Annotated in this window: 23 protein-coding genes; 10 read left to right on the top strand and 13 right to left on the bottom strand. The window is 57.2% G+C overall.

Features of this window, described 5'->3' with window-relative positions; all coding sequences use genetic code 11:
• Positions 1-33: 33 nt before the first annotated feature.
• On the bottom strand, positions 34-1350 hold the full coding sequence (locus JW885_05990) for a fucose isomerase (GenBank protein ID MBN1881707.1): 1317 nt from the start codon (positions 1348-1350) through the stop codon (positions 34-36).
• On the bottom strand, positions 1347-2621 hold the full coding sequence (locus tag JW885_05985; protein MBN1881706.1) for an ROK family protein: 1275 nt from the start codon (positions 2619-2621) through the stop codon (positions 1347-1349). The genes JW885_05990 and JW885_05985 overlap by 4 nt, the downstream gene beginning before the upstream one ends.
• A gap of 196 nt (positions 2622-2817) precedes the next feature.
• Here JW885_05985 and JW885_05980 point away from each other — a divergent pair, with 196 nt between their 5' ends.
• The 5 genes from JW885_05980 to JW885_05960 all read left to right on the top strand — a co-directional run bounded on the left by JW885_05980 (position 2818) and on the right by JW885_05960 (position 10555).
• Positions 2818-3480: a transaldolase gene (locus tag JW885_05980; GenBank protein MBN1881705.1), complete on the top strand. Its 663-nt coding sequence runs from the start codon at positions 2818-2820 to the stop codon at positions 3478-3480.
• A gap of 100 nt (positions 3481-3580) precedes the next feature.
• On the top strand, positions 3581-3859 hold the full coding sequence (locus tag JW885_05975) for a UxaA family hydrolase (GenBank protein ID MBN1881704.1): 279 nt from the start codon (positions 3581-3583) through the stop codon (positions 3857-3859).
• Between the two features lie 22 nt (positions 3860-3881).
• The gene (locus JW885_05970) at positions 3882-5045 is read left to right on the top strand and encodes a UxaA family hydrolase (protein ID MBN1881703.1); all 1164 of its coding nucleotides are present in this window, start codon (positions 3882-3884) and stop codon (positions 5043-5045) included.
• 378 nt (positions 5046-5423) lie between these two features.
• Positions 5424-6785, top strand: coding sequence for an SGNH/GDSL hydrolase family protein (locus JW885_05965; GenBank protein MBN1881702.1), 1362 nt, complete (start codon positions 5424-5426; stop codon positions 6783-6785).
• A gap of 77 nt (positions 6786-6862) precedes the next feature.
• A complete protein-coding gene (locus JW885_05960) occupies positions 6863-10555 on the top strand; it encodes a PAS domain S-box protein (GenBank protein ID MBN1881701.1) in 3693 nt (1230 codons plus the stop codon).
• 23 nt (positions 10556-10578) lie between these two features.
• On the opposite strand, the gene JW885_05955 is transcribed toward JW885_05960, so the two are convergent.
• From JW885_05955 to JW885_05940, 4 genes are read right to left on the bottom strand one after another with little or no spacing between them, the layout of a single operon-like run.
• On the bottom strand, positions 10579-11217 hold the full coding sequence (locus JW885_05955; protein MBN1881700.1) for an NAAT family transporter: 639 nt from the start codon (positions 11215-11217) through the stop codon (positions 10579-10581).
• Positions 11218-11232: 15 nt separating this feature from the next.
• On the bottom strand, positions 11233-11766 hold the full coding sequence (locus JW885_05950; protein ID MBN1881699.1) for a MarR family transcriptional regulator: 534 nt from the start codon (positions 11764-11766) through the stop codon (positions 11233-11235).
• Between the two features lie 11 nt (positions 11767-11777).
• Positions 11778-12116: a hypothetical protein gene (locus JW885_05945; protein ID MBN1881698.1), complete on the bottom strand. Its 339-nt coding sequence runs from the start codon at positions 12114-12116 to the stop codon at positions 11778-11780.
• A gap of 14 nt (positions 12117-12130) precedes the next feature.
• Positions 12131-13984, bottom strand: a complete 1854-nt coding sequence (locus JW885_05940) for an FAD-binding protein (protein ID MBN1881697.1) — start codon at positions 13982-13984, stop codon at positions 12131-12133.
• Between the two features lie 238 nt (positions 13985-14222).
• Between JW885_05940 and JW885_05935 the strand changes: the two genes are divergently transcribed.
• Complete coding sequence (locus tag JW885_05935; GenBank protein ID MBN1881696.1) at positions 14223-14528, top strand: cupin domain-containing protein; 306 nt, start codon at positions 14223-14225, stop codon at positions 14526-14528.
• Between the two features lie 88 nt (positions 14529-14616).
• Here the strand turns inward: JW885_05935 and JW885_05930 are convergent, their stop codons facing one another.
• The 7 genes from JW885_05930 to JW885_05900 all read right to left on the bottom strand — a co-directional run bounded on the left by JW885_05930 (position 14617) and on the right by JW885_05900 (position 21023).
• A complete protein-coding gene (locus JW885_05930) occupies positions 14617-15087 on the bottom strand; it encodes a hypothetical protein (GenBank protein ID MBN1881695.1) in 471 nt (156 codons plus the stop codon).
• A gap of 90 nt (positions 15088-15177) precedes the next feature.
• Positions 15178-15771, bottom strand: coding sequence for a hypothetical protein (locus JW885_05925; protein ID MBN1881694.1), 594 nt, complete (start codon positions 15769-15771; stop codon positions 15178-15180).
• Positions 15772-16051: 280 nt separating this feature from the next.
• A complete protein-coding gene (locus tag JW885_05920; protein ID MBN1881693.1) occupies positions 16052-16786 on the bottom strand; it encodes a DNA alkylation repair protein in 735 nt (244 codons plus the stop codon).
• Positions 16787-17067: 281 nt separating this feature from the next.
• Positions 17068-17799 carry a hypothetical protein gene (locus JW885_05915; GenBank protein ID MBN1881692.1) on the bottom strand — a complete coding sequence of 244 codons (732 nt, stop codon included), beginning with the start codon at positions 17797-17799 and terminating at the stop codon, positions 17068-17070.
• A 169-nt stretch (positions 17800-17968) separates the two neighbouring features.
• Positions 17969-18775 (bottom strand): ABC transporter ATP-binding protein, encoded by an 807-nt coding sequence (locus JW885_05910; GenBank protein MBN1881691.1) that lies wholly within the window; start codon positions 18773-18775, stop codon positions 17969-17971.
• Complete coding sequence (locus JW885_05905) at positions 18772-19707, bottom strand: ABC transporter permease (protein MBN1881690.1); 936 nt, start codon at positions 19705-19707, stop codon at positions 18772-18774. Before JW885_05905 ends, JW885_05910 begins: the two co-directional genes overlap by 4 nt.
• Positions 19708-20045: 338 nt before the next feature.
• Positions 20046-21023 (bottom strand): ABC transporter substrate-binding protein, encoded by a 978-nt coding sequence (locus JW885_05900; GenBank protein MBN1881689.1) that lies wholly within the window; start codon positions 21021-21023, stop codon positions 20046-20048.
• Between the two features lie 326 nt (positions 21024-21349).
• Between JW885_05900 and JW885_05895 the strand changes: the two genes are divergently transcribed.
• The 4 genes from JW885_05895 (at position 21350) to JW885_05880 (ending at position 26409) form a co-directional block, all read left to right on the top strand.
• A complete protein-coding gene (locus JW885_05895) occupies positions 21350-21856 on the top strand; it encodes a tetratricopeptide repeat protein (protein ID MBN1881688.1) in 507 nt (168 codons plus the stop codon).
• Between the two features lie 51 nt (positions 21857-21907).
• The gene (locus JW885_05890) at positions 21908-22477 is read left to right on the top strand and encodes an HDIG domain-containing protein (protein MBN1881687.1); all 570 of its coding nucleotides are present in this window, start codon (positions 21908-21910) and stop codon (positions 22475-22477) included.
• Between the two features lie 73 nt (positions 22478-22550).
• A complete protein-coding gene (locus tag JW885_05885) occupies positions 22551-23549 on the top strand; it encodes an MBL fold metallo-hydrolase (protein MBN1881686.1) in 999 nt (332 codons plus the stop codon).
• Positions 23539-26409, top strand: a complete 2871-nt coding sequence (locus tag JW885_05880) for a tetratricopeptide repeat protein (GenBank protein ID MBN1881685.1) — start codon at positions 23539-23541, stop codon at positions 26407-26409. The genes JW885_05885 and JW885_05880 overlap by 11 nt, the downstream gene beginning before the upstream one ends.
• Positions 26410-26413: the final 4 nt, after the last annotated feature.

Raw genomic sequence — 26413 nt, 5'->3', positions numbered from 1 at the left:
AAACCGGGCCGCCGCCCTCCCGATCGGGCGCCGTCACGCGATGACGCGCCAGCCGTAGATCCGGGCCACGATCTCGAAGGGGGCGATGAAATCGCCGTAGACCATCGAGGCGTGGTGGGCGATGCCGGTATAGATGATCCTGTTGAGGACTCGTTCCACCGGCTCGGGGAACGTCACCTTCAGGTAGGTTCCCTTGAGCTCCTTTTCCATAGGAATGCCCCGCGCCCTGGCCAGGAACAGGCGGTGTTCGTCCCCGGCGGTATCGATGCGCAGGATCGAGACGTCCCCCTCACGCAGCACGAAGTCCGCTGTCACGCCCCTCCCCCCGGCGAAATAGGTGTCGAGGGACCTCGTACACACGCCGTCCCACAGGGAACAGGGGGCCACACCGCAGTGCCACAGAAGGGCGAAGTTTTCGGCGATATTCACCTGGGAAAAGTCGAACAGAAACGGGGTCTCACCCCCGGCGGCGCTGTGGGCCAGCATGGAGAGCGTCCCCTCCAGATCCCCCTCACAGGCGATGATGCGGCCCTCGGACTGCAGAAGCGACATGGCCGCACACGGGGCGATGCCGAACTCCCGGGCGAACTCGGGCCAGCAGCGAAGGGCCAGGGCGTCGAGTTTATTTGATTCCATGAAGGCGTCGAGTTGTGCCGAGAGAGAGGCGACCCTCTCCAGTTGTTCGTCGGTGATGCCGGAGGTATCGAAGGTGTGTTTCAGTTCCTTTTTTCTCCGATTCTTCTCTGCCGCCTTTACCTCCCGGCCGTAAATATCCGCAAGCTCGAAATGATCCACCAGCGTCCCGATCTCCCGGTAGATGGAGAGGTCCGCCACATCCAGGTTGAAAAAACCGTGGGCCCGATATCCGGCGATGCCCACCCGGGAGCGCCTAAGGGCGGCCACCACCCGCACCGCGTCCACCCAGTTCTCGTCGATGGCGTCGCCGATGGTCACGTGATACCCCCGGTGCCCCGACTTGTAGAGGTTCGAGGCGTTCAGGTTGACCCCGCAGACGGAGTTCAGGCGTATCTTCCCGCCGTCATAGGGAAGCTCGTTAAGCCCCCAGAGGAGAATCGGGACCCCGAACTCCCGGTCAAGCTCCAGGGCCAGGTGTCCCAAATGAAAGGTGCCGCTGATGACGACCAGACCGTTGATCCCGTGCTTCCTGAGCTCCGCCGCCGCCTTCCGGGCGTCCTCCACCTCTATGACGAGATCGGGTATCGCGTATACCTGTGCGTTTTCGATACGTTCGAGATCCGCCTGTATTCTCTCGTATATCCCCCGGGCCGCCGTATAATCGAAAGTGGTTCTCGCCAGGCAGACCACGCCGATGGTAACAGGATACTTCATGTATTCCCCCCGACGACACGGCCGTTCGATGCGGGACGCTCCCCCCTCCGCCGAGGGCGCCGATCCTCCCGGATGTATCCCCAGTCCCGGTCGACGAGGCGATAGGCGCCGCCCATCGCGGCGATCTCCGGACCCATATCCCGATAGATGAGATCGGTATTAGCAAAATGGGTGATGAATCCGGTATCCTCGAATCGCTCCCCGATGACGGAGAGCAGCTCCCCGTACGGATCCGGATAGGCGCGAAAGAGCGACCCGGTCAGGACCACCGCGTCCGGCGCCGTGACGTTGACGACGTCCAAAAGCGCCGACACAAAATAACCGAGGCGACGGCGCAAAGCGCGCGCCAGGTCTTTGCCGCCTTCGGCGAAGGCGTCCCGCAGCGTCTCTATCAGGTCGTCCGGCTCGATATCGGACACCCCTTCCTCTCCCGCCCGCCCCATCGCCTCCCGATAGAGCTGCAGAAATCCCTGGTGGGAAAAGTAGAGATCCAGACATCCCCGGCGTCCGCAGACGCACCTTTTCTCCTCGTCCGACACCCGGATGTGGCCGAACTCCCCGTGCCCGGTGACGATATTCCCGTCATACAAAAGCCCCGAGGCGGCGCCGCTGTGGACCGAGACGAACAGGATGCGCCGATACCGCCCGATCAACTCCTCGTCGTGCAGCAGGTATCCCCCCGTACCGGTCACATTCTGTTCCACGACCGTGTCCACACCGGGGAGGGATGCCTCGATTATTCGGAAGATATCGAGGTTCGAAAGCCGGGGCATGAACGTATATGAGCGAAGCACGCCTGTCGTCTCATCCAGGTCTCCCGGCACCGCCGCACCCGCCGCCCGGATCGTGAGGGACCGGTCCCGGGCATCGTGTGTCACCCGGTCCAGGTGATCCCGAAACAGTTGTGCGAAGGCGTCATTGGTGCTCCCCGAATCGATCCGCGACGTGTGATCAAAGAGCGGTGTTCCGGAAAGACCCACAAGCACCGAGTATATGCCCGACCGGTTGAACGTGACGCCCAGGTAGGTGTGCCCGCCGTCCTCAAGGCGATAAAACGTCGCCCTTCGCCCCTTTTGCTTCTGCTCCCCCCGGGTCGGAACGATCAACCCGTCATCGACAAGCCCGTTGAAGACCGAGATGATCGTATCCATGGAATACCCGCTTTCCTCCCTGGCCCTGGCCTTGGAGAGGATTTGGTGCTTCCTGAAGAGGTCGATGATGTGGTTCCGCTTGTTTCGCTTTCTCTTGTCGATATTATATCCGTGGGCCATTGAACTCTATCCGTAATGATGACAGCCGCTTCCCCCGCATACCATTAAGATCCAAAATGCGAAGAAGGGAATTATTTCCTTGATAATTTATCGATATCGATATATAGTGTTGCATTCTACGGGGATTTATGTCTCCTGTCAACGAAAACTTACGACACGTAACAAAATACTTATTCTCCCCCGAAAGGAGGCCGCCATGCAGTATTTTTTGGACAGCGCCAAGCTGGATGAAATAGTCTACGCTTTCGAAAACTGGGGCATAGACGGCGTGACCACCAATCCGAGGCACGTGCTGCTCTCGGGGAAGCCGTTCAATACCGTCATCGGCGAGCTTGCCTCGGAATTCAAGAACGTCGAGTTTCCGATCTCCATCGAGATCAATCCGCACCTGGAAAAAGCCGCCGAGATGATCGACGAGGCGAAAACATACGCCGACATCTCCGAGAACTTCGTCATCAAGATCCCTTGCACCGAAGAGGGATTGATCGCCGCGAAAAATCTCAGCGAAGAGGGCGTCAGAACAAACGTCACATTGGTCTTCTCTCCCTCCCAGGCCATCCAGGCGGCCCGTGTGGGGGCGTACTTCGTCTCCCCCTTCGTGGGGTGGAAGGAATCCAGCGGCGAAGACTGCTCCGACTTCATCTCGTCGGTCGTGGAAATCTACGAAACATACGATTTCGAAGCCCGGATCATCGTTGCGGCCCTCAGAAGCGGCAAGCAGATTGTCGACGCCGCCCTGGCAGGCGCCGATATCGTCACCGCCGGATTCGATGTCTACAGGGAGAGTTTCTCCCACCCGTTCACGGACTTCGGCCTGAAACGATTTCAGGACGCCTGGGACCAGACGAAAATCGATTGACGCCGATCGGAAAACGACGTCCGGCGCAAAGGACGATGTGAAGCAGCGCTACCTTTTTATAGTTTATAGTATATACACACACAGCAGTAAGGCAAGACTCATGATACATTTTCTCGTACACGGCGAAAAGGACAACGTGGCCGTGGCGGTCGTGAATGTTTTAAAAGGGGATACCGGCCGCGTCATGAATATGGCGACCGGAAAAAAGTTCGATATCTCGACCCTCTCGGACATCCCCCTGGGCCACAAGGTCGCCCTGAATGACTTCACAACCGACGACACCGTCATCAAATATGATCACGACATCGGCCGGGCGGTTTCACCCATCAAGAAGGGCGAGCATGTGCACGTGCACAACGTGAAAACGAAATACTGGTAATCCATAACGAAAGAATCGTGTTATGAAACCATTTACATTCATGGGATACAAGCGGGAAAACGGCCGGGTGGGCGTCAGGAACCACGTGCTCATTCTGCCGCTGGACGATATCTCCAACGCCGCCGCCGAGGCGGTGGGAAACAATGTTAAAGGCACCTTGGCAATTCCCCACGCCTACGGACGGCTTCAGTTCGGCGAGGATCTGGATCTCTTTTTTCGCACCCTCATCGGCACCGGCCAAAACCCGAACGTGGCCGCGGTGGTGGTCATCGGCATCGAGGACGGCTGGACGAAACGGGTGGTGGACGGCATCGCCGAGACAAAAAAACCCGTCTGCGGCTTTTCTATCGAGCGCTTCGGTGATCTCTCAACCATCGAGCGGGCATCCCGCAGGGCCGTGGAATACGTCCAGTACACAACAGAGCTTTTGCGCACCGAATGCGACGCCTCTGACCTCTACGTCTCGGTCAAGTGCGGTGAGTCGGACACCACCTCGGGGCTCGCCTCCAATCCCACCGTTGGGGACGCCGTGACGAAGCTGGTGGAGGCGGGGGCCACCGTCTCCTTCGGCGAAACGTCCGAAATCACCGGCGCCGAGCTGGAGGTGAAGGAGCGGGCCGCCACAAAGGAGGTGGGAGAGGAGTTTTATCGGGTGTGGAGCGAATACAACGACTTCATCACCGCCACGAAGACCGACGACCTCTCGGATTCCCAGCCCACCAAGGGAAACATCGCCGGGGGCCTTACCACCATCGAAGAGAAGGCCTTCGGGAACATCCAGAAGATCGGGAAAACCGTAAAATACGTGGGCGTGCTGAAACCCGCCGAAGCGCCCACAGGTCCGGGACTCTGGTTTATGAATACATCCTCCGCCGCGGCGGAGGCAGTGACCCTCTGGATGGCGTCGGGCGCGGTGATTCACCTGTTCCCCACCGGACAGGGAAACGTCATCGGCAATCCGGTGCTGCCGGTCATCAAGCTCTCGGCCAACCCCATCACCTGTGAGACCATGAGCGAGCACATCGACCTCAACGTCAGCGACATCCTCCAGGGGAAGCTGTCCCTGGGCGATGCGGGTGATCGGCTCCTGGACGTCGTCAGGCGCACCGCCAACGGCCGACACACCGCTGCCGAGGCCCTGGGACACCGGGAATTCGTCATCACCAAACTCTACCGTAGCGCATGAGACACCCCCGTCCCGTCTCTTCCCCGATAACGGCCGAAGCGAGATCCCCCCGCCTCGGCCGTTTCGGGCCGCCTCCCGCCCGGCACCGATCAAAAAGAAACGCCTTGCAATAAAACCGATCCCGCCGGTATAATATAACATCGGTCGTTTCGCATACGAAGGCCATCGGGAATTCATGAACGGCCCATTCTTCACCACGTCATTCCCGCCCTCAACAAACCCGACCGAACGATATCCCGCATCCTGCTTTTTTATGCGCGGACGATACGTGTCATTTTTTTTAGGGGAGCTGCTACAATGAAATTCATTACATTATTTTTTGGTTCATGCGCGTTTCGAAGAGCGGTTACGGTGCTCTGTGTCTCGGCGATAGCGCTCATGATGTCTACAGGGCCCGCTTTTGCCCAGCCGGTTCGGGTCATTTTCCTCCATCACTCCTGCGGACACAACCTGATCGAGGAGGGGAGCGTACGCCAGGGACTCACCGCCAAGGGGTATGAATTTTACGATCACGGCTACAACGGCGACGGCCTGCGCCTGGCGGACGGCACCTGGACCGGCTCCAATTTCGACATCCCGGGGGACAACACCGACCCCGACGGACTGGCCGAGCTGTTCGGTCAACCGTTAAACTCGCCGCCGACCAACGCCTTCAGTCACCTGATGGAATACGACGTCATCGCCGTAAAATCCTGCTTTCCTCTCAGCAACATCGGCGACGACGCCCGTCTCGAGGAATTGAAGGGATACTACCGGACCATTCGGAATCGAATGGCACAATACCCGGACAAAACCTTCATCATCGTCACCCAGCCGCCCCAGGTTCCCGGCTCCACGGACGCCTCCGAGGCCGCCCGGGCCAGGAAACTGGCGGATTGGCTTGCGTCCGACGAATTTCTGTCCGGCTATGACAATATCTTCGTGTTTGATTTCTTCGACCTGCTTGCGGGATCGGACAACATGCTCAAGTCCGAGTACCGATTTGATAACTACGACGCCCACCCCAACGCCATGGCGAACCGGAGCATCGGGCCTCTGTTCGTGGCGTTCATCAGTGATGTCATCACCTCCCGAGGCATCACCGGATCGACCCACTCCCCCATACCCACAGATACCGGCTCATCTATGGGCATGGGTGCAGAAACGGGGGCCGATATGGGGATGGGTGCGGACTCCGGAATCGACACGGGTATGGGCGCGGAAACCGCATCCGCACCCACTCCCGGGCCGTCATCGGCCCCGGTCACGGGACTCATCGACGGCTTCGAAACGCCCGCGGGCATCTGGGAGATATACGGCGCCGAGGGAGGCTCCAGCGCCACGTACGCGCCCGACAGATCGGTCTTCCACGAAGGATCGGCCAGCCTCAAGATCATCTACAGCCTGGCGCCCGGCGGGAATCTCACCGTGGCCCCCTATTATGAAACGCCCCAGAACTGGAGCGGCTCCGGCGTCTCCTTCTGGGCGAAGAGCAACGCCCCCGGTATTCCGATCATCTTCGGCGTATCGTCCGGCAATTCGGGAAGTCAGGTGCCCTTTGAGGTCACCCTTACCGTTACCGACACGTGGACCCGGTATGACCTGTCGTGGTCGGAGTTCATTCGAGCCCCTTGGTACGGCGAAACAGGGTCTACTGAGGTGAATTCCTCCCTGATCATCGGCTACGGCTTCACCGTGGACGCGGGAGGCGGAACAACCGACGCGATCCTGTGGGTGGATGAGCTGAGTGTATTGCCGTAATATAACACTATTCGCCGCCTCCCCGTGGAGGCGGCGAATACCGTAACAACCGACACCATACCACGCCGTGTGAAGCCATGCATATTCGACGACTCATTAGATATGTTGTTTTTGTTCTCCCGCTCATCGGCATACTCACAACGACGTCGGCATGCAGAAATCCCGACACCGATGCCCTCCGTCCAACCAAGCCCACCGCCGAAGCGGGGGTGCTCGATCTGACCGAGTGGAACCCGTCGTCCGACGACCCCATATCTCTTACTGGAGACTGGGAGTTTTACTGGGACAGACTCCTCTCCCCGGCAGATTTCGCCGCCGATCCGCCCCCCACCCCCGACGCATTCGTCCCGGTACCGGGCGTCTGGAAGAACCTCTCCCTACACGGGGAGCCCCTTCCCGAGCGGGGATACGCCACCTACCGCCTGATCGTTCTCCTCCCCAAGGGTGATACAAGACACCTCGCCCTGAGGCTCGCGGAAATGGCCAACAAGCACACCCTATACGTCAACGGCGAGTTGATAGTCGGCTCCCCGGAGAGCGGCCGAGACGCGGAAAGCGCCGTCCCGGACAACTACCCGGACGTCGTTCCCATCGGAAATCCCGGAGAGCGACTCGAGATCGTCATGATGATCTCGAACTATCACATCAGGAAGGGGGGCATCTGGCATCCCATATTTCTCGGGAATGCGGAAAACATCAGTAACATCAGGATACGCTCCTTGCTGATGAATATGTTCCTGTTCGGGAGCATCCTTATCATGGGCCTGTATCATCTCGGTCTCTATCATGTCTTTCGAAGGGATCAGTCTCCCCTCTTTTTCGGCCTGGTGTGCTTTGTGATGGCGTGCCGCATTCTGGTAACCGGCGAATACCCTCTGGTCTTATTAATCCCGACAATCAGCTGGCGGGCCGTTATCCTGCTGGAATATGTAACTTTTTACCTGATCATGTCGTTTATGTCATTGTTCCTCTATTCCCTGTACCCAAAGGAGTTCAGAAAATTCTTTCCGCAGTTCTTCACCTCCCTTGCAATAATCTCACTTCTTGTGGTATTCATCACGCCTATCTACATCTCCAGCCACCTGATTCTTCCCATGCAGATACTCGTACTGGCGGCATCGGTCTATGTCATTGTAATGGTGCTGGTGGCATTCATCAGAGAACGCCGGGGGGCGGGAATTATGCTCTCTGGCTTTGTGGTCCTCATTGCAGCATTCATAAACGATGTCCTGTATAACCACGACGTGATTCACACCGGGTACCTGATCGGCTACGGGCTGCTTTTATTCTTCTTTTTCCAGGCGTATCTTTTAAACGTGCGGCTTTCACGGGCGTTTCAGGACGTGGAAATTCTCTCTGAAAACCTCACCCGGGCGGAAAAGAAATATCGCGCCCTGGCCGAAACCGCAAAGGACGTGATTCTCACCCACGACAAGGATTACCGGATTACCTATATAAATCCCGCCGGCATCGAGATAACCGGGTATTCCGAAGAAGAGCTTATTAATACGTCCATACTCGATTTTTTACCCCTCGACCAGGCGAAACAAATCATTGAGAGCCGCCCGTTCTGGATATCCGACTACGAGGAAACCACAACTCTTCAAGTGGAATATATCAACAGGAATGGGCGTCGTTTCCATATGGATGTCAGCGACACCGTCATCCTCGAAAACAACCGGCCGGCCGGCTTTCTGGTGATCGCCAGGGACATCACCGAACGGAAGGAAATCGAAAAACAGCTCGAACAATACAGAAATCATCTTGAAGACCTGGTCATGGAACGGACGGAGGAGCTGAGCAAGACCAACATCGAGCTGCAGCGGGAAATCACAGAGAGGACACAAACAGAGAACGCCCTGAGGATCTCCGAAGAAAAATATAGAAATCTCTTCGAGACGTCCCGGGACGCCATATACATCATGACCAAAGACGGCCGCTACGAGGACATCAACACCGCCGCGGAGGAGATAACCGGCTACTCCCGTCGGGAGCTGCTTGATATGAACGCCGCCGATGTGTATGCCGATCCGACGCTCTCGGATCGATTCAAGCAGATCATGGATGAAACGGGATTCATCAAGGATTTCGACGTCATATACAGGAAAAAGGACGGAACCCTCGTTCACTGCCTGGAGACGTCGACGGCCCGATACGCCCCCGACGGCGCGATGATCGGATATCAGGGCATTATCAAGGACATCAGCGTGATGAAGTTAATGGAACAGGAGCTGAGAACTTCCAAAATACGGGCCGAAGAGGCAAACCGCGCCAAGAGCGAGTTTCTGGCAAACGTCTCCCACGAAATACGCACCCCCATGAACGGCATCCTGGGCTTTACCGAGCTTCTTCTTGAAGAAGACCTGACGGAATCCCAGAAGGAATCCCTCACCATTATTCAGGAAAGCGGGGAGACGCTGCTGCTCTTGATAAACGACATCCTGGACCTCTCGAAAATCGAATCAGGAAAAATGGAACTGTTCCCTGAAGAGTTCGATCCCTTCGAATTCCTGGAACAGGTCCTTTTTATCATGAGGCCCCGGGCCATGAAAAAGGGCGTCGGCCTCTTTCTGACACCCGAAAATCTGACAGTACAGACCATTATCACCGATACCGACAAGCTCCGCCATATTCTCATGAACCTTCTGGGAAACGGTGTGAAATTCACATCGAAGGGATTTGTGGAGGCGACCATCGCCGTGGAGACCGAAAACGGCGGGGCCAGACTCATTATCTCCATCATCGACACCGGTATCGGCATCCCCAGGGAGGATCAGGACCGTATATTTGAACCTTTCACCCAAATCGACGGCAGCATCACCCGCACCTACGGCGGCACGGGTCTGGGTCTGACCATAACGCAAACCCTCTTGGACCTTCTCGGCGGCTCCCTGGATCTGTCGTCCCGAGCCGGTGAGGGGAGCACCTTCACCATCAGCCTTCCGGTTACCCTCCCCGATCCGCCGGCGTTTCGTCCGCCGCTGTTCGGCCGTCGAGAGATATATGGTGCGACTGAACAAACTGCTCCCGAGTACATCATCCCGGCGGTCGGGGATGCACGGGGGAGCATCCTCCTGGTGGAAGACAACGATATCAACCAGCAGCTCATCTCCCGCCTGTTGAGCGATGAGAACTTCAATGTAACCATTGCCCAGAACGGCGCCGTCGCCCTGGAAATTCTCTCGGTGAAAACCTTCGATCTGATTCTGATGGACCTGCAGATGCCGGTGATGGACGGTTACGAAGCGATCCGTCATATCAGGGAAAATCCGATCCTTTCGGACATCCCCATTGTGGCCCTCACCGCCCACGCCATGAAAAAGGACAAAAAGCGCGCCCTCGATGCCGGATGCGTCGGATTTATCACAAAACCGATACGAAAAGACGCCCTCATAGCGGAGATTGCCGCTCATACCGGCATCTCACAGGCACCGTCTTACGGCCAGAAAACGACATATCGGGAGAGCATGAAGGATATCTATCAGGACTTTGTAAAAAGTCTCCCCGAAGAGATGGAACGCCTCACCCAGGCTGTGGCCCACAGTGATTTTCGCGCCGCCGTGCGTATCGGACATGACCTGAAGGGACTTTCGGGAATTTTCGGACAGGATGCCCTCAGCAAGACCGGCAAAAACATTGAATCGGCCGCACGGGACGAAGATCAGGATTCCCTGAAGAACCTCCTGGGGCAGCTTGAAAAGGTAATAGAGGCGATTGTCGCCGAGGAAGAGAATTCTCCCGACCGGGAGGACACCCGGGAAGAGGGCTGATTGATCGTGTGAAACGTCGCCCCTCAGAGGGGGAAAAAGGCCTTTTTTATTCCGTCTATCACAAATTGCACCGCCATTACGCTCAATATCAATCCCATTACCCGCTCAAGGATGCGGATACCCGTTTTCCCCAGAACGCGATGCATCATGTCCGCGCCGACGAATAATGCAAAGGCGACCGTCAGCGTCAGCACGGCGCACACAAGAACCGCACACCGCACTCCCCAACCTTCGGCCCCGGCGGACAGGACCATGACCGTGGTAATGGATGCGGGTCCCGCAAGAATCGGTATGGCCATGGGAACGATGGAGACGTCCTCTTTCGCGGCACCGTCGGCTTCTTCCTCCGGCGTCGAGACGGCCCGGGGGCGATGAAGACTGAGCATGGAAAAACCGATGAAAAAAAGCAGCACCCCCCCGGCGATTTGAAACGCCCCCACGGTAATTCCGAAGAAGAAAAGAATATAATCACCACAGAGGGTAAACACCGAGAGAATCAGCGATGCCGTGGCGCAGGCCTTGAGGGCGGTTATGCGCCGGCGGCGGTGGTCCAGATCGGCGGTGAGGGACAGAAAGACCGTAGCGGCGGACGGCGCACCCACCACGACGAATATCGTCACAAACGCGGTAATAAGAAAGGACACGGTTACGGTTCCAGACATGACGTGTATGACCTGTTAACTCCGACCACGATAGGAGGTATCATCGGAGTCGTACTCCGTGTAGTACCGTCCGAGTGCTTCCAGCATATCCCGAATATCCGCCAGTGCTTCGGTATCGAATCGCTCCATGATACGACGAAGCGCCTTCTCAAGGCCTGCGTGGTGGCGTTGATGATATTCATAGGCGATGCGACCCTCCTTCGTCAGGTTCAGGACCACCTCCTTGTCGTTTCCCGGCTTTTTCGCCGCCGCCACACATCCCTTTTTTTCCAGTTTCTTCACCATCTGGGAAACGGCCCCCTTGGTCACCTCCAGCTCCCTGGCCAGTTCGGTGATATTGATGCCCGGAAGCCTCCCCACGACGTCTATGGTGTTTATTTCTCCCATATGGAAGAGCTTCTCCGTGCCGAAATGCCTGGGGGTTTTTTCCAGCGCTACGTAGCTCTGTGCAACCTGCTCAAAGAGCCTCTCCAAGTGACGGAGAACATCCTTCCTTTCGGGTTTTTTGGCTTCATCCCCGTTGGTTCGATTGATGGTATGTGACGACATGGTGTGTGTTCCTATCCCGTCTTTTTTTTGGCGGGCGAAACGAGGTCCCGCACCGCCGGACCCCTTACCGCCGGTCCGATGACAATATCTCCCTCGGGGGGAATCGGCGTCTGACACGCACGTCCCGTCTTGCCGTTCACCCGCACCGCGCACCGAGTGCACACTCCCCGGTCGCAGCGGCTGTGTGTGTAATACGCCAGGGTTGGATCGATGTTTCGGGCGATGTCGTCCAGAAGATCCATGACACTCATGCCGGGACGGGTGCGCACCTCCCACGTGGAAACCCGACCGTCATCGTCAAGACCCGGCTCCCTTCGGAAGATCCGCACCGTTCTGATATCCTCATTCATCGTGCGTCCACCGTTCAGTTTTGATCGTTATCAAAAAGGCCCATTTTTCTGCCGCATTCGACGGCGTACCCGACGACGTCCATGCCGTCGCCGATCAAGGGGTCGACGCCCGACAGATCGGGCGATATCGATCCCTGGAGAAGCTGACCTCCCTCCATGCGAAACGTGATTCTCTGGAGGAATTGTTCATGATCCACGTTCGGATAATCGAGCCTGATGTGCGTCCCCCGGCTTTCCTCCCGAAATAGGGCCGCCCGGCTCCCCGCCTCCAGGCACAGGGCCAGGTTCTCGATCGACAACGCCTCCAGCCATTCCGGATTATAGGCCCTGCCTTTTGTTTTCACCGAAACGGCGGGAACGGCCTGTGTTCGGATATCGGCGACCCGGTCGGTGCAAGCCGCAAGACCGGCCCCGTCCCGCAGGGGACCGAATCCCCTGTCCGCCGCCTCTTCCAGGCTGCTCCTGACGGCCCGAACATCCTCCCCCCTCTCCCTCTCCAGCGGCGAGACGAGACGGTCGAGACATTTGGACAGAGACTCCCCGTCCGGTTCAACCCGTGCGCCCCGCTCCATGCCCCGGGCCGCCTCCCGCCCCGCCGATGCGCCGGTGGTGAGCATCTCCACCAGCGCCCGATGGGTGCGATGGGCGCCGAAACAGCCCACGGCCGCCTCGCCGGCGGCAAAAAGTCCCGGAAGGTCGGTCCTCCCGTCTTCGTCGACAACGACACCGCCGTTGGAATACTCACAGGACGACCCCACCTCCCAGGAGCCGCAGGACAGAGCCGTTTCGATCAGATCGGTACAATCCTCCCCCTGATATGTCCAGCGGTCTCGATACCATACCCGCATCAGGCCGTCCAGGGTGCCAAAACCCTCGGCCAGCCGATCCCGATCCAGCCCGGCAAAGGAATAACGCACGCCGTTTCCCTCCGTGCCTCTCCCCTCGTGAATTTCCTTGTACCAGTAGTATGTATTGAGGAGCTTGAACCAGCCGGTTTCGGACGCCATGGCCCGCGCCTCGGGGGGTATCTTTTCGAGTATGTCTTCGCCTTTGCCGTTCACGACTTTCGGCTGCGGGAATCCGGGTATCCGTCGGGCCAACACCGTGGCGAGTCCGGGGAAGATCAATCCCCGGTGTATCCGGGGGGAGGTCGCCACGCCGGGCAGAAACAACATAAACTCCATATCGGAAACCCGCGCCCCGGCTCTGAGGGCCATGGCCGGACCGTCTCCGGTCATATCGCTGACCGTACAGCGAAACGAATAGGGCTGAAACCCGCCGGTGCACAGGATCACCGATCGGGCGGAAATCGAGATCAGATCACCCGTATATATATCTACCCCCACCGCCCCGATGCATCGTCCCCCACCGACCAGAAGATCGGTGACGGCCACATCCTCCAGCACGTCGATCCCCGAACACTCGGAAAGCCCCCGCTCCAAAGCCTTTCCGATCGCCTTCCCGGAGGTGAAAAAATTCGCCGAGGGATGAAAATGAAAGTAGTGTCCCGCATCACTCCCCCAGCGCACCAGCTCCAGCACCCGGGCCGGTCCTTCTTCCACGTAGCGCTGTACGATGCGTCTGTCCGAAAGGTAAAAGCCGTCCCGAATGATCTGGTCGTACCAGACCTCCCGGGTGAACGAGGGATCGCCGTCGTACCCGGCATCGATCGCCCCGGGGCCGTCCAGGGAGATCCCCGCCGCGGCCAGGATCGCGTTGCCGGAGGCGCCGACCTTTCCCTTGCCGACCAGAGTCACCCTGTCTTGCGTTTGTGCATGGCGGCGGGCGGAAACTGCGGCGGACACGGCGGCGCCGGACCCGCCCACCACCAGGATGTCCGTCTCAAGGGCTCGATCTATTCCTTTCATGACGAATCCCCGTCGTGATGAGAAATCAGAACAACCTGAACATCATCTTCGGCCTCCCTGATCATACGGGCATCGGGACGGAATGTCAAAGCAAAGTTGTCCTGCGGGATGAATGACCTTTACATCTTCCGTAAACGTGTGGTATGAAAAAGCGACATCGTGTTTTCCCTGAAAGCCTACAAAGGAGCGGCCGATGAAAATTGTTCCGTTGAAAGACGTGAAGCGGACGGACGTGGACATGGAGGGGGCCGGCGGGGTCACAAAACAGCTCCCCATCGGCGGCGGTGACGGCTCTCCGTCCTTTTCGTTTCGGGTGTTCACCGTGAAGCCCGGGGGCCACACCCCCTATCACGATCATCCCTTCGAGCATCTCAATTACATCATCTCGGGCGCCGGCGCCGTGGTGGATGAGGCAGGGAAAGAAACACCGGTGACCGGGGGGGATTTCGGCCTGGTGACGCCCGGGGAAAAGCACCAATATAAAAATACGTCCGATACCGAGGACCTGGTGTTTCTGTGCGCGGTACCGAAGGAATACGAATAACCGGACACCTCATCGACCGATAGGTCATACCATTCGCCATATAAAACGCCCCGGAATCGGGGCGTTTTTTTATTCGTGTCGTGGACTCCTACATCGAGATGATCAGAAGCACCCCCGCCACGATGGCCATGACCGCCAGCACCGCCCCCATGCCGGGAAAACCGACGCCGAGAAGCGGCAGGAGCGAGCCCAGAATCAGCCACAGGGCCAACAGCAGCCTGCCGATGTTTTCAGATGGTTTTCGCCCCCGAAACCCGATGAGAATCAGGATACCGGCGATAATCGCCAGCACCGCCAGAATCACACTGACGACGGAGGAGCCGACGCCCAACAGCGAAAACGCCGCCGCTACGATCAGCCAGACGGCCAGAAGCAGCATCCCCGCCTTTTCTGGCTTTCGGGTGCTCCCGAGCCGCACCAGGATCACCACACCCACCACGATCGCCAGAATATCGACGAGAATGTGAAACACCGATCCCACGGCGGCCAGGGACAGGATGCCCACAGCGATCAGCCAAATGCCCAAAAGCAACAGCTCCGTGTCTTTTGTAAATCTCATGGAATACTCCTTTGAAGAAAGATGACGTGAATACGTTTCAAATTACAGATTGTGCCGATAGTATACCCGACATACCGCCGCAATGCCAGGCTACGTTTCAATTTGCTTGATCGTTTCCTGATCGGGAGACGGCGATTCCGAGGTCATTAGAAGAATTCCGGATACAATGTAAAAAACATATACAAACATACTAATAGTATTGAAATTTATCTCGGGAAAAAACAGGTTTATACCTGCGCGCAGGAAAGAATAAAAAAAACACACAGCGAGCAAAATTCTGCCGACTCTCTCGGTCATTTTCCGCTCATGGAAATTGTTCAAGAGCAACACACCAGCAACAGGGCCTAGAATCTTCGAAGTATAATATGTGATTTTTCCAGCAGTATAATTATCAAATATCAAAGAGTTAAAAAGACCATTTATCAACCACAGTGACAGAAACAGCATCGCCACCTTTTCCGCACCGCTCACCTTCCACATGCGAGCGAGTATGAAAACACCTATTATAAATTGCCCGGTGTTTCCTAATGGAATACTCATTATAACAAAAAAATATTTTACAAGCTCGCGAAACGTGGTGAGATCGGGGAAGGTTAAATAAATAGCTAACAAAAAACCTTGTATACCATAAAGAGCCAACCAAAGACCAAAGATCAGTAATCCTGCATCTTTTGTACGTTGCATGTTTTTTTACTCCTGAGAAGTAATCAGCATATCCATTTTCCCACTTATAAAATAGAAAATTAAGTATAGATAATATGGCAATATAAATCAATGGGGTTTTAATGTTTTTGTATTTCAGAACTATTTTTTTGCATCCTTTTTTCAGAAACGCAGTGTGTACAATCAAGCCTCTGGAAAGTATCCTAAAAATGATTCAGGCGTACCCGGTCGATGTACGCCCTCGCTCACGCCAAATTGTGCACAGTACCCTTCCCCTGTAGACCGTTCGTCTATTTTCCCCCTATTTTCGCTTCTCCTTTTCTTTTAGCCGCTCGACAACCGCCTTCGAGTTCAACTCCCGGAGGGCGTCGGCGGCGATCCACCGGGCGGCGGATGAATCCCGCTCACGAAGGGTATTCGCCGTCTCCACCGCCCGATCCCTCAGGGAGAGGTTTCGCTTCCCGATCTGCCGTAAAGCCCAGTTGATCCCCTTCTTGACCATGTTTCTTTCATCACTCGCCTCTCTCACGATATCCTCGAAGAAGGGAGAGAAGGCGTCGTCCGGGGCCTTCTTGTCGCTGACGGCCAATCTCGCCATCAGCACGAACCCGGCCCGCTTGACGAATTCTTCTGCCCTTTCGCTCCACTGTCGGGCGAGGGAATAGACGTGTTCCCTCAGGGGCGGCTTTTCGAAGAGGTTCATGCAGGTCTGGTCGCACACCTCCCAATCGTAAAAATCCGACGCCCACGACTCCATCAACTCCCCGGTGGTTTGCTTCGGATCGGCCACGAGGGACGCCAGGATCATCGTCTCCCTCAAGCCCCGCTTCCACAGGGCCAGGGCCAGCTCGTGGTCCGTGCCGATCTCCTTCCCTAACGCCCTCAAGCCGGGGACCTTCACCCCCAGGGCCCGGGCCGGATCGATGCCCACCCGGGACATGCCGGCGGCGGACTTCCCGTCCGCCATCTTTAAAAGGCGCGCCACGATTTCCTCCACCCGGGAGGACACATGGTCGGAACTATGTGATTTTTTCATGATATGTACGTCCGGTTTTCAAAAAACGGCATATGACGGATGTATCCTGGACCGATTACATCTGAAAAACTATTCAAAGCACAAAATGACTTCCATACAATGTGCGGATTATTCGCATGTGAGTGTACGACATGGAGGGTATCTGTATCGTGGGAGTGTGTTTGCGTGCATTCCGCAGGCAGGATCGGGAAGAAACAGGGCGAGGAGGCTGTCATGGAGTCGACGAATACCTTATCGCCCTTTTTAATACACTGGGATATCTCCGCGTTTCGTCACGGAGACTACCAGCTTGCCGACCAATCCCCCGAACCGGACATGGAGTAGATCGTGACGTAATAGCTTTGATATCCGGCGAGGCTCAATACGGTGCCGATATCGAGATCCCACCAATCCACAACCGGATTGCCGTACGCGTCGGTCACGTACACCCAGAAATCCGCCTCCCCCGCCGGGTATTCGAAGGTAATGGTCAGCGTCGGTTCATCGGATTCCACCAGGAACTGGGTGGAGTCGCCGGGGCCGTTGAGGTATCCGGACTCGGAGGTGCCCTTCATCTCGGTGATCACGCCGGCAACGAAGATTATAATAATCGCCGCGGCCGCCAGGGCAAGGCACGAACAGCAGGCGATGATCAGCGGCTTGTTCTTCTTTTTCTTTTCGGCGCCGTCCAGGGCGACTTCCGCCGGGGTGTGATATTCTTCCGTCGCCGCTTCCGTGTGAGACGGCCCTTCCTCTGAGGCGGATCGGGGCTTCTTCGACGTTTTTTCCTTCATGGGCAGGGGGGGTTCGGCGGCGTCTTCCGTTTTCTTCGGCGCCTCCTTAGGCTGTGCGGGCGGGACAACTTTTGTCTGCTTCGGGGCGGTTTCCTGTGCGCCTTGTGGTTCGTGTGTTTCACCGAACACCACGTCCGTCGCCTCGGCCTCATCAGGCGCCGGGGCGATGTCGTCCAGGGGGGAGGAGATAACGGTTTTTTCCTTCTCGGTATCGCCGTTTCCGTTTTTTCGGTCTGTCATGTGACATCTCCGCAGTTATTCGTTTACGCATGCGCCGCACCCTCTCATGCGGCATCCCGCCCCCTCGGAATCGGCCGTGCATCCGGGGAATGTAAAAGGCGCTGTATAACGGTGTCCCGCCGATTCCGTGTGCGCCGCCCGATCCCTCGGGGACACGTATCCCGCGATCCTACGGCGCCCCGTTTCGAATCGTCAGCATGGTGCGATCCGTGAGGTTTCCCCGAACCTTCTGAAACTCCTCCAAAAGATCGTCCACCGTGAGTTTCATTTTCTCCGGCCCCTTCACGTCCAGGATGATGTTCCCCCGGTGCATCATGATAAGCCGGGTGCCGATGGCGATTGCCTGCTGCATGTTGTGGGTCACCATCATGGTGGTCAGGCCCAGCTCCTCGACAATGGTTTTGGTCAGATCGATCACCTGCAGGGCGGTCTTGGGGTCCAGGGCGGCGGTGTGCTCGTCCAACAGCAGCACCTTGGGGGAGTTGAGGGTCGCCATCAGGAGCGTCAGGGACTGCCGCTGCCCGCCGGAAAGAAGCCCCACCTTGTCCTTCAGCCGATGCTCCAGCCCCAGATCCAGCACGCTCAGCTTTTCCCGGAAAAGCCGGCGGAGCTTCCTGTTAACGCCGAACCGAAGCCCCCGGCGGGTGCCCCTGGCCTTTGCTATGGAGAAATTCTCCTCGATGGTCATGGAGGCGCAGGTGCCCATCATCGGGTCCTGGAAAACCCGACCGATGAACCCCGCCCGCTGGTATTCCTTGAGGTTCGTGACGTTCTGGCCGTCGATGATGACCTTCCCCCGGTCCGGGGGATACAGGCCGCTGACGAGATTGAGCAGCGTGGACTTGCCCGCACCGTTGGAACCGATAATGGTGATAAAGTCCCCGGTCTTGATATCGACGCTCACCCTGTCCACGCCCAGGTTTTCGTTGATGCCGCCCGGATTGAATACCTTCCTCAAGTTTCTGAGCTTAATCATTCTCCGTCCCCCCCGTTCCTGACGATGCCCACCTTCACCTTGTCCCGCACCACCGGCACCGTCAAGGCGATGACCACCAGCACCGCGGTAATGAGCTTCAGGTCGCTGGGGGTGATCTGGAGCTTTCCGATGCGAAGCGACAGAGCGACCGCGATGGCGAATCGGTAGATCACCGACCCGATGATAACCCCCAGCGTCGCCCGGAACACCGTCATCTCGCCGATGACCGCCTCGCCCACAATGACCGAGGCGAGCCCCGCAACAATCATGCCCACCCCCATATTCACGTCGGCGCTTCCCTGGTACTGGGCCATCAGCGCGCCGCAGAGAGCAACCAATCCGTTGGAGAGGGCCACCCCCAGCATGATTGTGGAGTGGGTGTTGACGCCCTGGGAGCGGATCATATTCTCGTTGTCCCCGGTGGCCCTGAGGGCCAGCCCCATTTCCGTATGCAGAAAAAGGTCCATCAGTATCTTCACCACGATGATCATGATGAGGAAGAGAATCGGATTGACAATCGACGCCGGTATACCGTGGGCCTTGAAAAAGGCGGTCATGCAGTCAAAGGAATCAAAGACCGTGGTCTGGTTTATCAGGGCGATGTTCGGCTTTCCCATGATCCTGATGTTGATGGAGTAGAGTGCGATCATCGTGAGGATTGAGGCCAAAAGGTTGAGGATGTTCAGCTTCGTGGAAAGAAACGCGGTGACGAATCCGGCCGCCATGCCCGCCGCCAACGCCACCGGCAGGGTCAGAAAGGGATTGACCCCCTTGATAATCAACACGGCGCTGACGGCGGCCCCCAGGGGAAAGCTCCCATCCACCGTCAGGTCGGGAAATTCCAGCACTCGAAACGTCAGATACACCCCCAGGGCCAGAAGGCCGAACACCAATCCCTGTGCCAGGGCGCCCATTGCCGCGTAGAATGTCAAAGTCACGTTCTTACCTCATTGTGTCTCATCGTCGAATTTGTGAAAACAGCAGGTGGCATACATCCAAACCGTCGAAATGTTGCAGGCGGCAGATACCATTTATATCAGTCTGTATGAAACAGCGAAAATGCATATATTCTCTCTATCGCCTGCAACATGCCGAAAAATTACGGTGGGGAGGGGGAAGCCCCCCGTACCCCACCGTTTGCGTCTCGAAAACACAGCGCCTGCCGATGTCAACGCTCCATATCATATAAGCAGAGAGCGCCCGTATCTTTCACCCGGCTGGTGTCGTGTTATGTCCTCAGAAAAAATCCTTCAGAAGAAAGAAGGCTTTTTTACTCCGCTCCGAGCACTTCGTCGGCCCGTTCGATCACCACGTCCGGAATGGTTATGCCGATGGCTTCCGCGGAATCAAGGCTCACATAGAGAAGCAGATCCTCCAACGTTTCCGTGGGCATCTCGCCCGGATTTTTTCCTTCCAGGATCTCGACGGCCATACGGCCGGTCTGGAGACCCAGGCGATAGTAATCGATGGCGATGGCGGCAACGGCGCCCCGGGGTACGGAATCCACGTCGGCGGCGAACAGGGGAATGCCGTTATCGACGCAGACCTTGGTGATGGATTCAAACGCCGAAACCACCGTATTGTCGGTGGGGATATGGATGGCGTCGACCTTGCCCACCAGGCTCTCCGCGGCGATGAGGACCTCGCTGGAGTTGGAAGCCGTCGCCTCGACGATCTCCAGTCCCAGCCTCTCAGCCGCGTCTTTCGCCTGATTCAGAGAGGTAAGGGAGTTGGCCTCGCCGGCGTTGTAAATAAAGCCGATCTTCTTGGCGTCGGGCACGATCTCCAGAATCAGGTCGAACTGGGTGTCAACGGGAGACAGGTCGGATGTTCCGGTCACGTTCTTGCCGCCGCCTTCCAGGCTGTCCACCAACCCTGCGCTCACCGGATCGGTGATCGCCGAAAAGAGAACCGGAATCTCATCGGTGGCGTTTACCATAACCTGGGCGGACGGGGTGGCGATGGCCAGAATCAGGTCGGGATTCAGACCCACCAGCTTCTCTGCGATGAGAGTGGCGGTGCCGACCTCGGCCTGGGCGAAGTTGACGTCATACGTTACCTTCTCACCCTCGGGATAGCCGTTTTCATTGAGGTAGTCTATGAAGCCCTCACGAACCGCATCCAGCGCCGGATGCTCCACGAACTGATTGATGCCGATAAGGATCTCCGGCTCCTGGGCGGTTGCGATCCCCACAACCATTCCCAGCGCAAGACACAGCGCCATACATAGCACCATAAAACGTTTCATTGCTTATTTCCTCCAAAAGTATAGGCACAGACACGAAAAGATGAATCCTTTTGGGAATTCATGAGAACAGTTTTATATAACTAAAGTCACTTTATTAACACAGTTCACACCACTCGTCAAGAGAAAAGCTTGACTTGCCCACAGGGTTACAGTATCATGAAAAGGAAGGATGTATGCATGATGATGGTTCATGCAGTTTTTTTTAATTTTTTTCGCCGAAGAGGTAGATCTCATTTATCAACATATTGTGTATTATTCTGTGGATAACACAAAATAAGCATATTAGTCAGAAACCATAACCTATTGTTTTTACTATGGAGTCGCTCATGCAACGACGCCTATTCCGTGTATCCAAAAAGACCGCCTTCATTGCCGCCCTTCTGGCCCTTTCTCTTGTGTCCCTCCCGCTGTTCGCGGTGGAAGAGGATTATGAGACGGTCTATGAAAGAGCCACGAAATCATTCAATCGGGGCGACTATGAAAAGGCCGTAGAGGGCTTTACCGAGGTTATTGAAATCATACTTTCCGGCGACGCAGATGTGGGCATCAATATCGCAACGGTCTACTTCAATCGAGGCTTAAGCTACAAAAAGATGCTCGCATGGGAGGAGGCCGCGGATGATTTTTCCATGGTTATCGGCCTGTACCCCAACGACGCCGAGGCGTACTATCACCGCGGTGGATGTTATAAAATATTAGGACTGGAAGAAGAGGCCCTGCGGGACCATAACCGCGCCTGCGAGATTGACGACGAATACTGCACCGAAAAGATGCTCAAGGAAAAACGGGAGCGTAAGGAAGCGGAGATGTGGTGGAAGACTGACGACGATTAGCAGATCACAACTCTCCTTCCGACATAATACCGGACCCCGGAGAAAGGCGACATGAGCGGCATAGGCATTACCCGAGAAGAGGCCCTGAATCTGGTAACCGAGAGGCTGGACAACCAGGCGCTAGTCAAACACTGCCTGGCGACCGAATCCATCATGCGGCGGCTTGCGCCCCGGTTCGGGGCGGACCCGGAGACCTGGGGCATTGCGGGATTGCTTCACGATCTGGACTACGAGGAGACGAAAGACACTCCCGAGCGTCACGGCCTGGTCACCGAGGAGATTTTGACGGAAAGGGGCATCGACCCCGGCGTCATCGACGCCATCAAGAGTCACAACGCCGAGAAGCTGGGCATGGAACGATCACTTCCGTTTCATTATGCCATCACATGCGCCGAGAACATCACCGGACTCGTCGTCGCCACGGCCCTGGTCATGCCGGAGAAAAAGATCTCCCAGGTAAAGCCAAAATCGGTCATCAAGCGCATGAAGGACAAGGCGTTCGCACGATCCGTCGACCGGGACGGCATCCGACTGTGTGAAGAGATCGATATTCCGCTTGCTGAGTTTGTGGAAATTTCCCTGAACGCCATGAACGAGATATCCGGGGAGCTGGGACTGTAAGCGGCCGCTTCCCCGTCACGAGATAAAACGAACCATACAATATATCCCATTCCTGAGAAGGTCAAACAACAAGGTGTCCGAATGCATCGAGAAAATCGATGATACCGTTCTGCGGCTCAGCATACCCCAGCCCCACTACATACCCAGTAACGTCTATCTTTTGGTATGCAAGTCGCCGACGCTCATAGACACAGGCCATCCCGCATCGGTGTCCGGGAACGCCCTGAAACACGCGCTCAACGAGGTGGGGTACAAGCCGACACATATTAAAAACGTCATTTTTACCCACCCGCATATCGATCACATGGGCGGTGTCCGTCACCTCGAAGACCGCGACAGTATGCGCTTTATCGCCCATCAGGGGACGCTGAGCCACCCCACCGATTTCGACGTATCCATCCATGTTGTACGGAACATGCTTATCAGAATGCGAAAAAAATACCCGGCGTCAAGCAGCTTCCCCGACGTGGTGGATTCTGACGTGGATCGATTCATCGAGGAGTATTTCATGCCCGTGGGAGACGTCACCCTGGACAAGACCGTTGTCGACGGTGAGCTTCTTCACATCGACCATTTTACCCTCCAGGTTATTCATGCGCCGGGGCACAACCCGCACCACATCGTCCTGTGGGACCGGGACCGGGACTGGATGTACACCGGCGACGTGGCGCTGGAAACCGGCACGTCCATGATTTTGGGGATGGGAGACAGCATCAACCGATACCAGAAAACCCTGGAGCGTCTCGGGGGCATCGTCGCAGAAAGGAATATTTCCCGTATACTCCCCGGACACGGAGCGGTCTCGAACGATCCCAAAGAACTCATCCAAAACGCCGGAGACCAGGTTGAGACAATCAAACGGGAAATCGTCGCCCGATTGAAAGACACCCCCATGACGATCACCGAGATTCTCGAATCATTCATTCAGGACATGGTGCGCATACCGCATATATACGCCCTCTCCATCCCGATACTGGACACATACCTCAAACAGTTGACCAGGGATAAGCTCATCAGCGGTGTGCGAAAAAACCACCAGCGTTATTTTACGGTTACAGATAATGTCACATAGATTTCTGAAAACCGGTGCGCGGGAGCTTTTGGGGTTCATCTGCGCCGCTTGCATGTGTTTTTTTATCCTCTGGCTTTCACCCTCCCAGGCCCGGGGACAAGCGGATACGCCCCTTCCGGAAACCGTGACCATAACCTCCCTGGGGATGGGACCTCCACAGATCGACGCCGCCCCGGAGGACCACGCCGCGAAGGCTTCCCTCACCGCCGTTGACGACGCCCGAAGGCGCTCGGTCGTCCTCTACCTCATCGAGACCCTCGGCATCGCCGAATACGACCGGTTGGAGAGGGGAGTTGAATCCCTGATCCTCACGAACTACGAGGACTATATCATCGATTCGACGATGCTCACCGAGGATCACATCCACCTCTCTACCGATGTGATCGTGACGGTGCGGGTCACGCTGGATTCGGCCGCCCTGCTCTCATACATGGAGAATATCGCCCGGCTGGCCCCTCCCGTGGAGGAGGCCTCTGGCCCGAGCGAAGACGAGATGAATGCCTTCGCCTCCCGCGCCGAAAAGACGCTTCTCCAGGCGGACGTGGCGACCGACGTGCTCCTGGACCCGATACAGGGGATTGAATCATATGAAAGCGCGATGTCGCTTTTCGAAACCGCCCGGGACGAGGAGGGCGTCTACAGATGCCTCATGGGAATCGGCAGGGCGAAGGCCTCTCTGGGACACCTGGCGGAAGCGGAAGATTTTTTCGTTCGGGCCGGAGATGTCGCCCGATCCCTCGGCAACACCCGGGACGAGGAGGCTTCCCGCCTGGAGCGGGCGTGGCTCAAGCTTCTGACCGGAGACTATACCGGGGCGTGTGATGATATCTCGGCCCTTCTTGAGGACATCCGGGGCGCAGGCTTTGACGACATCGAGGCCCGGGCGCTGGAGATACTGTCGCAGGCCGACTTCGCCCTCGATCGCCGGGAGCGGGCCCTGGATGAAATTGTCCGGGCGATATTTATCTATGAACGCCTGGGCGACAAGAAGAGCCACTACGCGGCCTACGTGTCGTACGGCCTGATGCTGCTTACGGCGGGCGAGATTGACGCCGCCGTCGAAGAGCTGAAGTATGCCAAGATCATGTCCGAACGAATGGAGGACAGCGAGCGCAGGGCCGTGGTGCTGACGGCCCTGGGGAGTGCGTTTTTTTCCCTCGGAGATTATGAGGGCGCTCTTTTGTATCTCGACGAAGCCGTGACCACGGCCGTACACGCCGGCTGGGATTACGGCGCGGCCCGAGGCCTCATCGAACGGGCGAAGATATTCATAACAATCGAGGATATATCCCGGGCCGCATCAGACGCCGCCCGCGCGGAAGAGCTGGCGAAGACCCTGGACGTCCCGTCGCTTTCGGCCGCGTCCCTTTTCGTTCGAGGCCGCATCGCTGAACTCCAAAACGACCGGGCCGGGGCTCTCGATGCCTACCTGGGGGCGGCGGCCGAAGCCTCCGACATTCGTGTGACCGCCGTCCGGGAGCCGTATGCCCCGTTCACCACGAGCGAGATGAAAACCTGCGTGGAGGCGGCCCTCGGCCTCGCCGCCGGGATGGACGATACCAAGAGCGCCACCGAGGCGGTGTCGTATTATCACAGCGCTTTAACCAACCGATATCTCTTCATCGAGACCTCCAACGATTTTTCCCTCCCTCCCCGTGAACCGGTCTCCGTTTCCGAGTGGAAGGCCGTCGTCGGGCGGACCCTGGGAATCGATGCGGTCTGGAAGAGTCCCGCAACCAACGCCTTCTCCAACGAATCGTTGGACACGCTGACCGAGCGGCGGGAGCAGGCGCTGGACGAGTTTTTCAAGAGCGCCGCCGTGATAAAAAAACAGGCCCCGGTCCTCGCGTTGCTCTCCGGCATCGACCACCCGAACTATTTGTACCTGAGGCAGCTTTTGGGACCCGGCTGCGCCCACGTCCAGTACTTCGTCGGCCCCTCCCGCGCCTTCGCCCTGGTCGTCACCACGAATGATTTCGAGATCGTGACGCTCCCCACCGGATCCGCGGACATCATCGAGGCGACGGAAGACCTCCTGGCGGCGATGGAGGAAGAGGAAACGGTATCCCCGATCCCGGCGATCACGCCGGATGAGGCGCCCGAAGGCACGGCCTTCATCGATACGGCGGGAACCGACTCGGACGAGGAGACGGCGCCCGTCTCCGTGCCCGACATCCTCACTTTCGAAGAGGCGGCCCGGCGTGCGTCGGCCCTTGTGATCTCCCCGATCTCCTCATACTGTGCCGATGCGGATACCATCGGCATCAATCCTGGGCCGGATCTCCCCGGGCTCGCCCTGGCGGCGCTGACGGACGGCACCGGTTTTTTGCCAACGAGCGCCGCGGTGTTCCACTGCCCCGCCGCCTTCCGTCGATATTTCACCCCGACCGTCCCTTTCCCCACCCTCACGTACCTCGTACTCCTGGGGAGAGGACGTATCGATATGCACACACACGAGGGGCTGTTTTACGACACCTCCCTCTCCGATTCCCTTGAAAACGGGTTGATGATGCTCCCCGACGAAACAGTGACGGACTCCGACTTCGTGCTGGTTTTCAACGAAAAAGGGGAGAGGCCCGTTGTCATCCACCCCGCCGCTCTGACCCTTTTTTCCTACCCGCCGGGAGACGACCCCGCATCGATGTTCTGCGCCCTTGAGCTTTTTTACGCCACGGGCCCGGAATGCGGAGCCATCATCCTTCCCCAAGCGGACCCCGACACAGCGGACATCTTCTTTCGGGAACTCATTCTGGGTGTCCGGGAATACGGTATGCCGAAGGGATTCGAAAAGGCCCTCGAGTCCGATAACATATCGGGGAGGGCCGCCACAGCACAGTATCTCCTTTTTGGTGACTTTTAAAAGG

Source organism: Candidatus Zymogenaceae bacterium (assembly GCA_016931225.1).
Lineage (GTDB): Bacteria > Desulfobacterota > Zymogenia > Zymogenales > Zymogenaceae > JAFGFE01.
Note: the sequence above shows the minus strand (reverse complement) of the source record. Positions and strands in the feature narration are given on the sequence as shown.

Coding starts and splice junctions, on each gene's coding strand:
- JW885_05960 (MBN1881701.1), top strand. CDS start 6,863: ATGCATATTCGACGACTCATTAGATATGTTGTTTTTGTTCTCCCGCTC.
- JW885_05940 (MBN1881697.1), bottom strand. CDS start 13,984: ATGAAAGGAATAGATCGAGCCCTTGAGACGGACATCCTGGTGGTGGGC.
- JW885_05950 (MBN1881699.1), bottom strand. CDS start 11,766: ATGTCGTCACATACCATCAATCGAACCAACGGGGATGAAGCCAAAAAA.
- JW885_05930 (MBN1881695.1), bottom strand. CDS start 15,087: ATGAGATTTACAAAAGACACGGAGCTGTTGCTTTTGGGCATTTGGCTG.
- JW885_05895 (MBN1881688.1), top strand. CDS start 21,350: ATGCAACGACGCCTATTCCGTGTATCCAAAAAGACCGCCTTCATTGCC.
- JW885_05975 (MBN1881704.1), top strand. CDS start 3,581: ATGATACATTTTCTCGTACACGGCGAAAAGGACAACGTGGCCGTGGCG.
- JW885_05920 (MBN1881693.1), bottom strand. CDS start 16,786: ATGAAAAAATCACATAGTTCCGACCATGTGTCCTCCCGGGTGGAGGAA.
- JW885_05910 (MBN1881691.1), bottom strand. CDS start 18,775: ATGATTAAGCTCAGAAACTTGAGGAAGGTATTCAATCCGGGCGGCATC.
- JW885_05965 (MBN1881702.1), top strand. CDS start 5,424: ATGATGTCTACAGGGCCCGCTTTTGCCCAGCCGGTTCGGGTCATTTTC.
- JW885_05880 (MBN1881685.1), top strand. CDS start 23,539: ATGTCACATAGATTTCTGAAAACCGGTGCGCGGGAGCTTTTGGGGTTC.
- JW885_05955 (MBN1881700.1), bottom strand. CDS start 11,217: ATGTCTGGAACCGTAACCGTGTCCTTTCTTATTACCGCGTTTGTGACG.
- JW885_05970 (MBN1881703.1), top strand. CDS start 3,882: ATGAAACCATTTACATTCATGGGATACAAGCGGGAAAACGGCCGGGTG.
- JW885_05985 (MBN1881706.1), bottom strand. CDS start 2,621: ATGGCCCACGGATATAATATCGACAAGAGAAAGCGAAACAAGCGGAAC.
- JW885_05890 (MBN1881687.1), top strand. CDS start 21,908: ATGAGCGGCATAGGCATTACCCGAGAAGAGGCCCTGAATCTGGTAACC.
- JW885_05945 (MBN1881698.1), bottom strand. CDS start 12,116: ATGAATGAGGATATCAGAACGGTGCGGATCTTCCGAAGGGAGCCGGGT.
- JW885_05990 (MBN1881707.1), bottom strand. CDS start 1,350: ATGAAGTATCCTGTTACCATCGGCGTGGTCTGCCTGGCGAGAACCACT.
- JW885_05900 (MBN1881689.1), bottom strand. CDS start 21,023: ATGAAACGTTTTATGGTGCTATGTATGGCGCTGTGTCTTGCGCTGGGA.
- JW885_05980 (MBN1881705.1), top strand. CDS start 2,818: ATGCAGTATTTTTTGGACAGCGCCAAGCTGGATGAAATAGTCTACGCT.
- JW885_05925 (MBN1881694.1), bottom strand. CDS start 15,771: ATGCAACGTACAAAAGATGCAGGATTACTGATCTTTGGTCTTTGGTTG.
- JW885_05915 (MBN1881692.1), bottom strand. CDS start 17,799: ATGACAGACCGAAAAAACGGAAACGGCGATACCGAGAAGGAAAAAACC.
- JW885_05935 (MBN1881696.1), top strand. CDS start 14,223: ATGGAGGGGGCCGGCGGGGTCACAAAACAGCTCCCCATCGGCGGCGGT.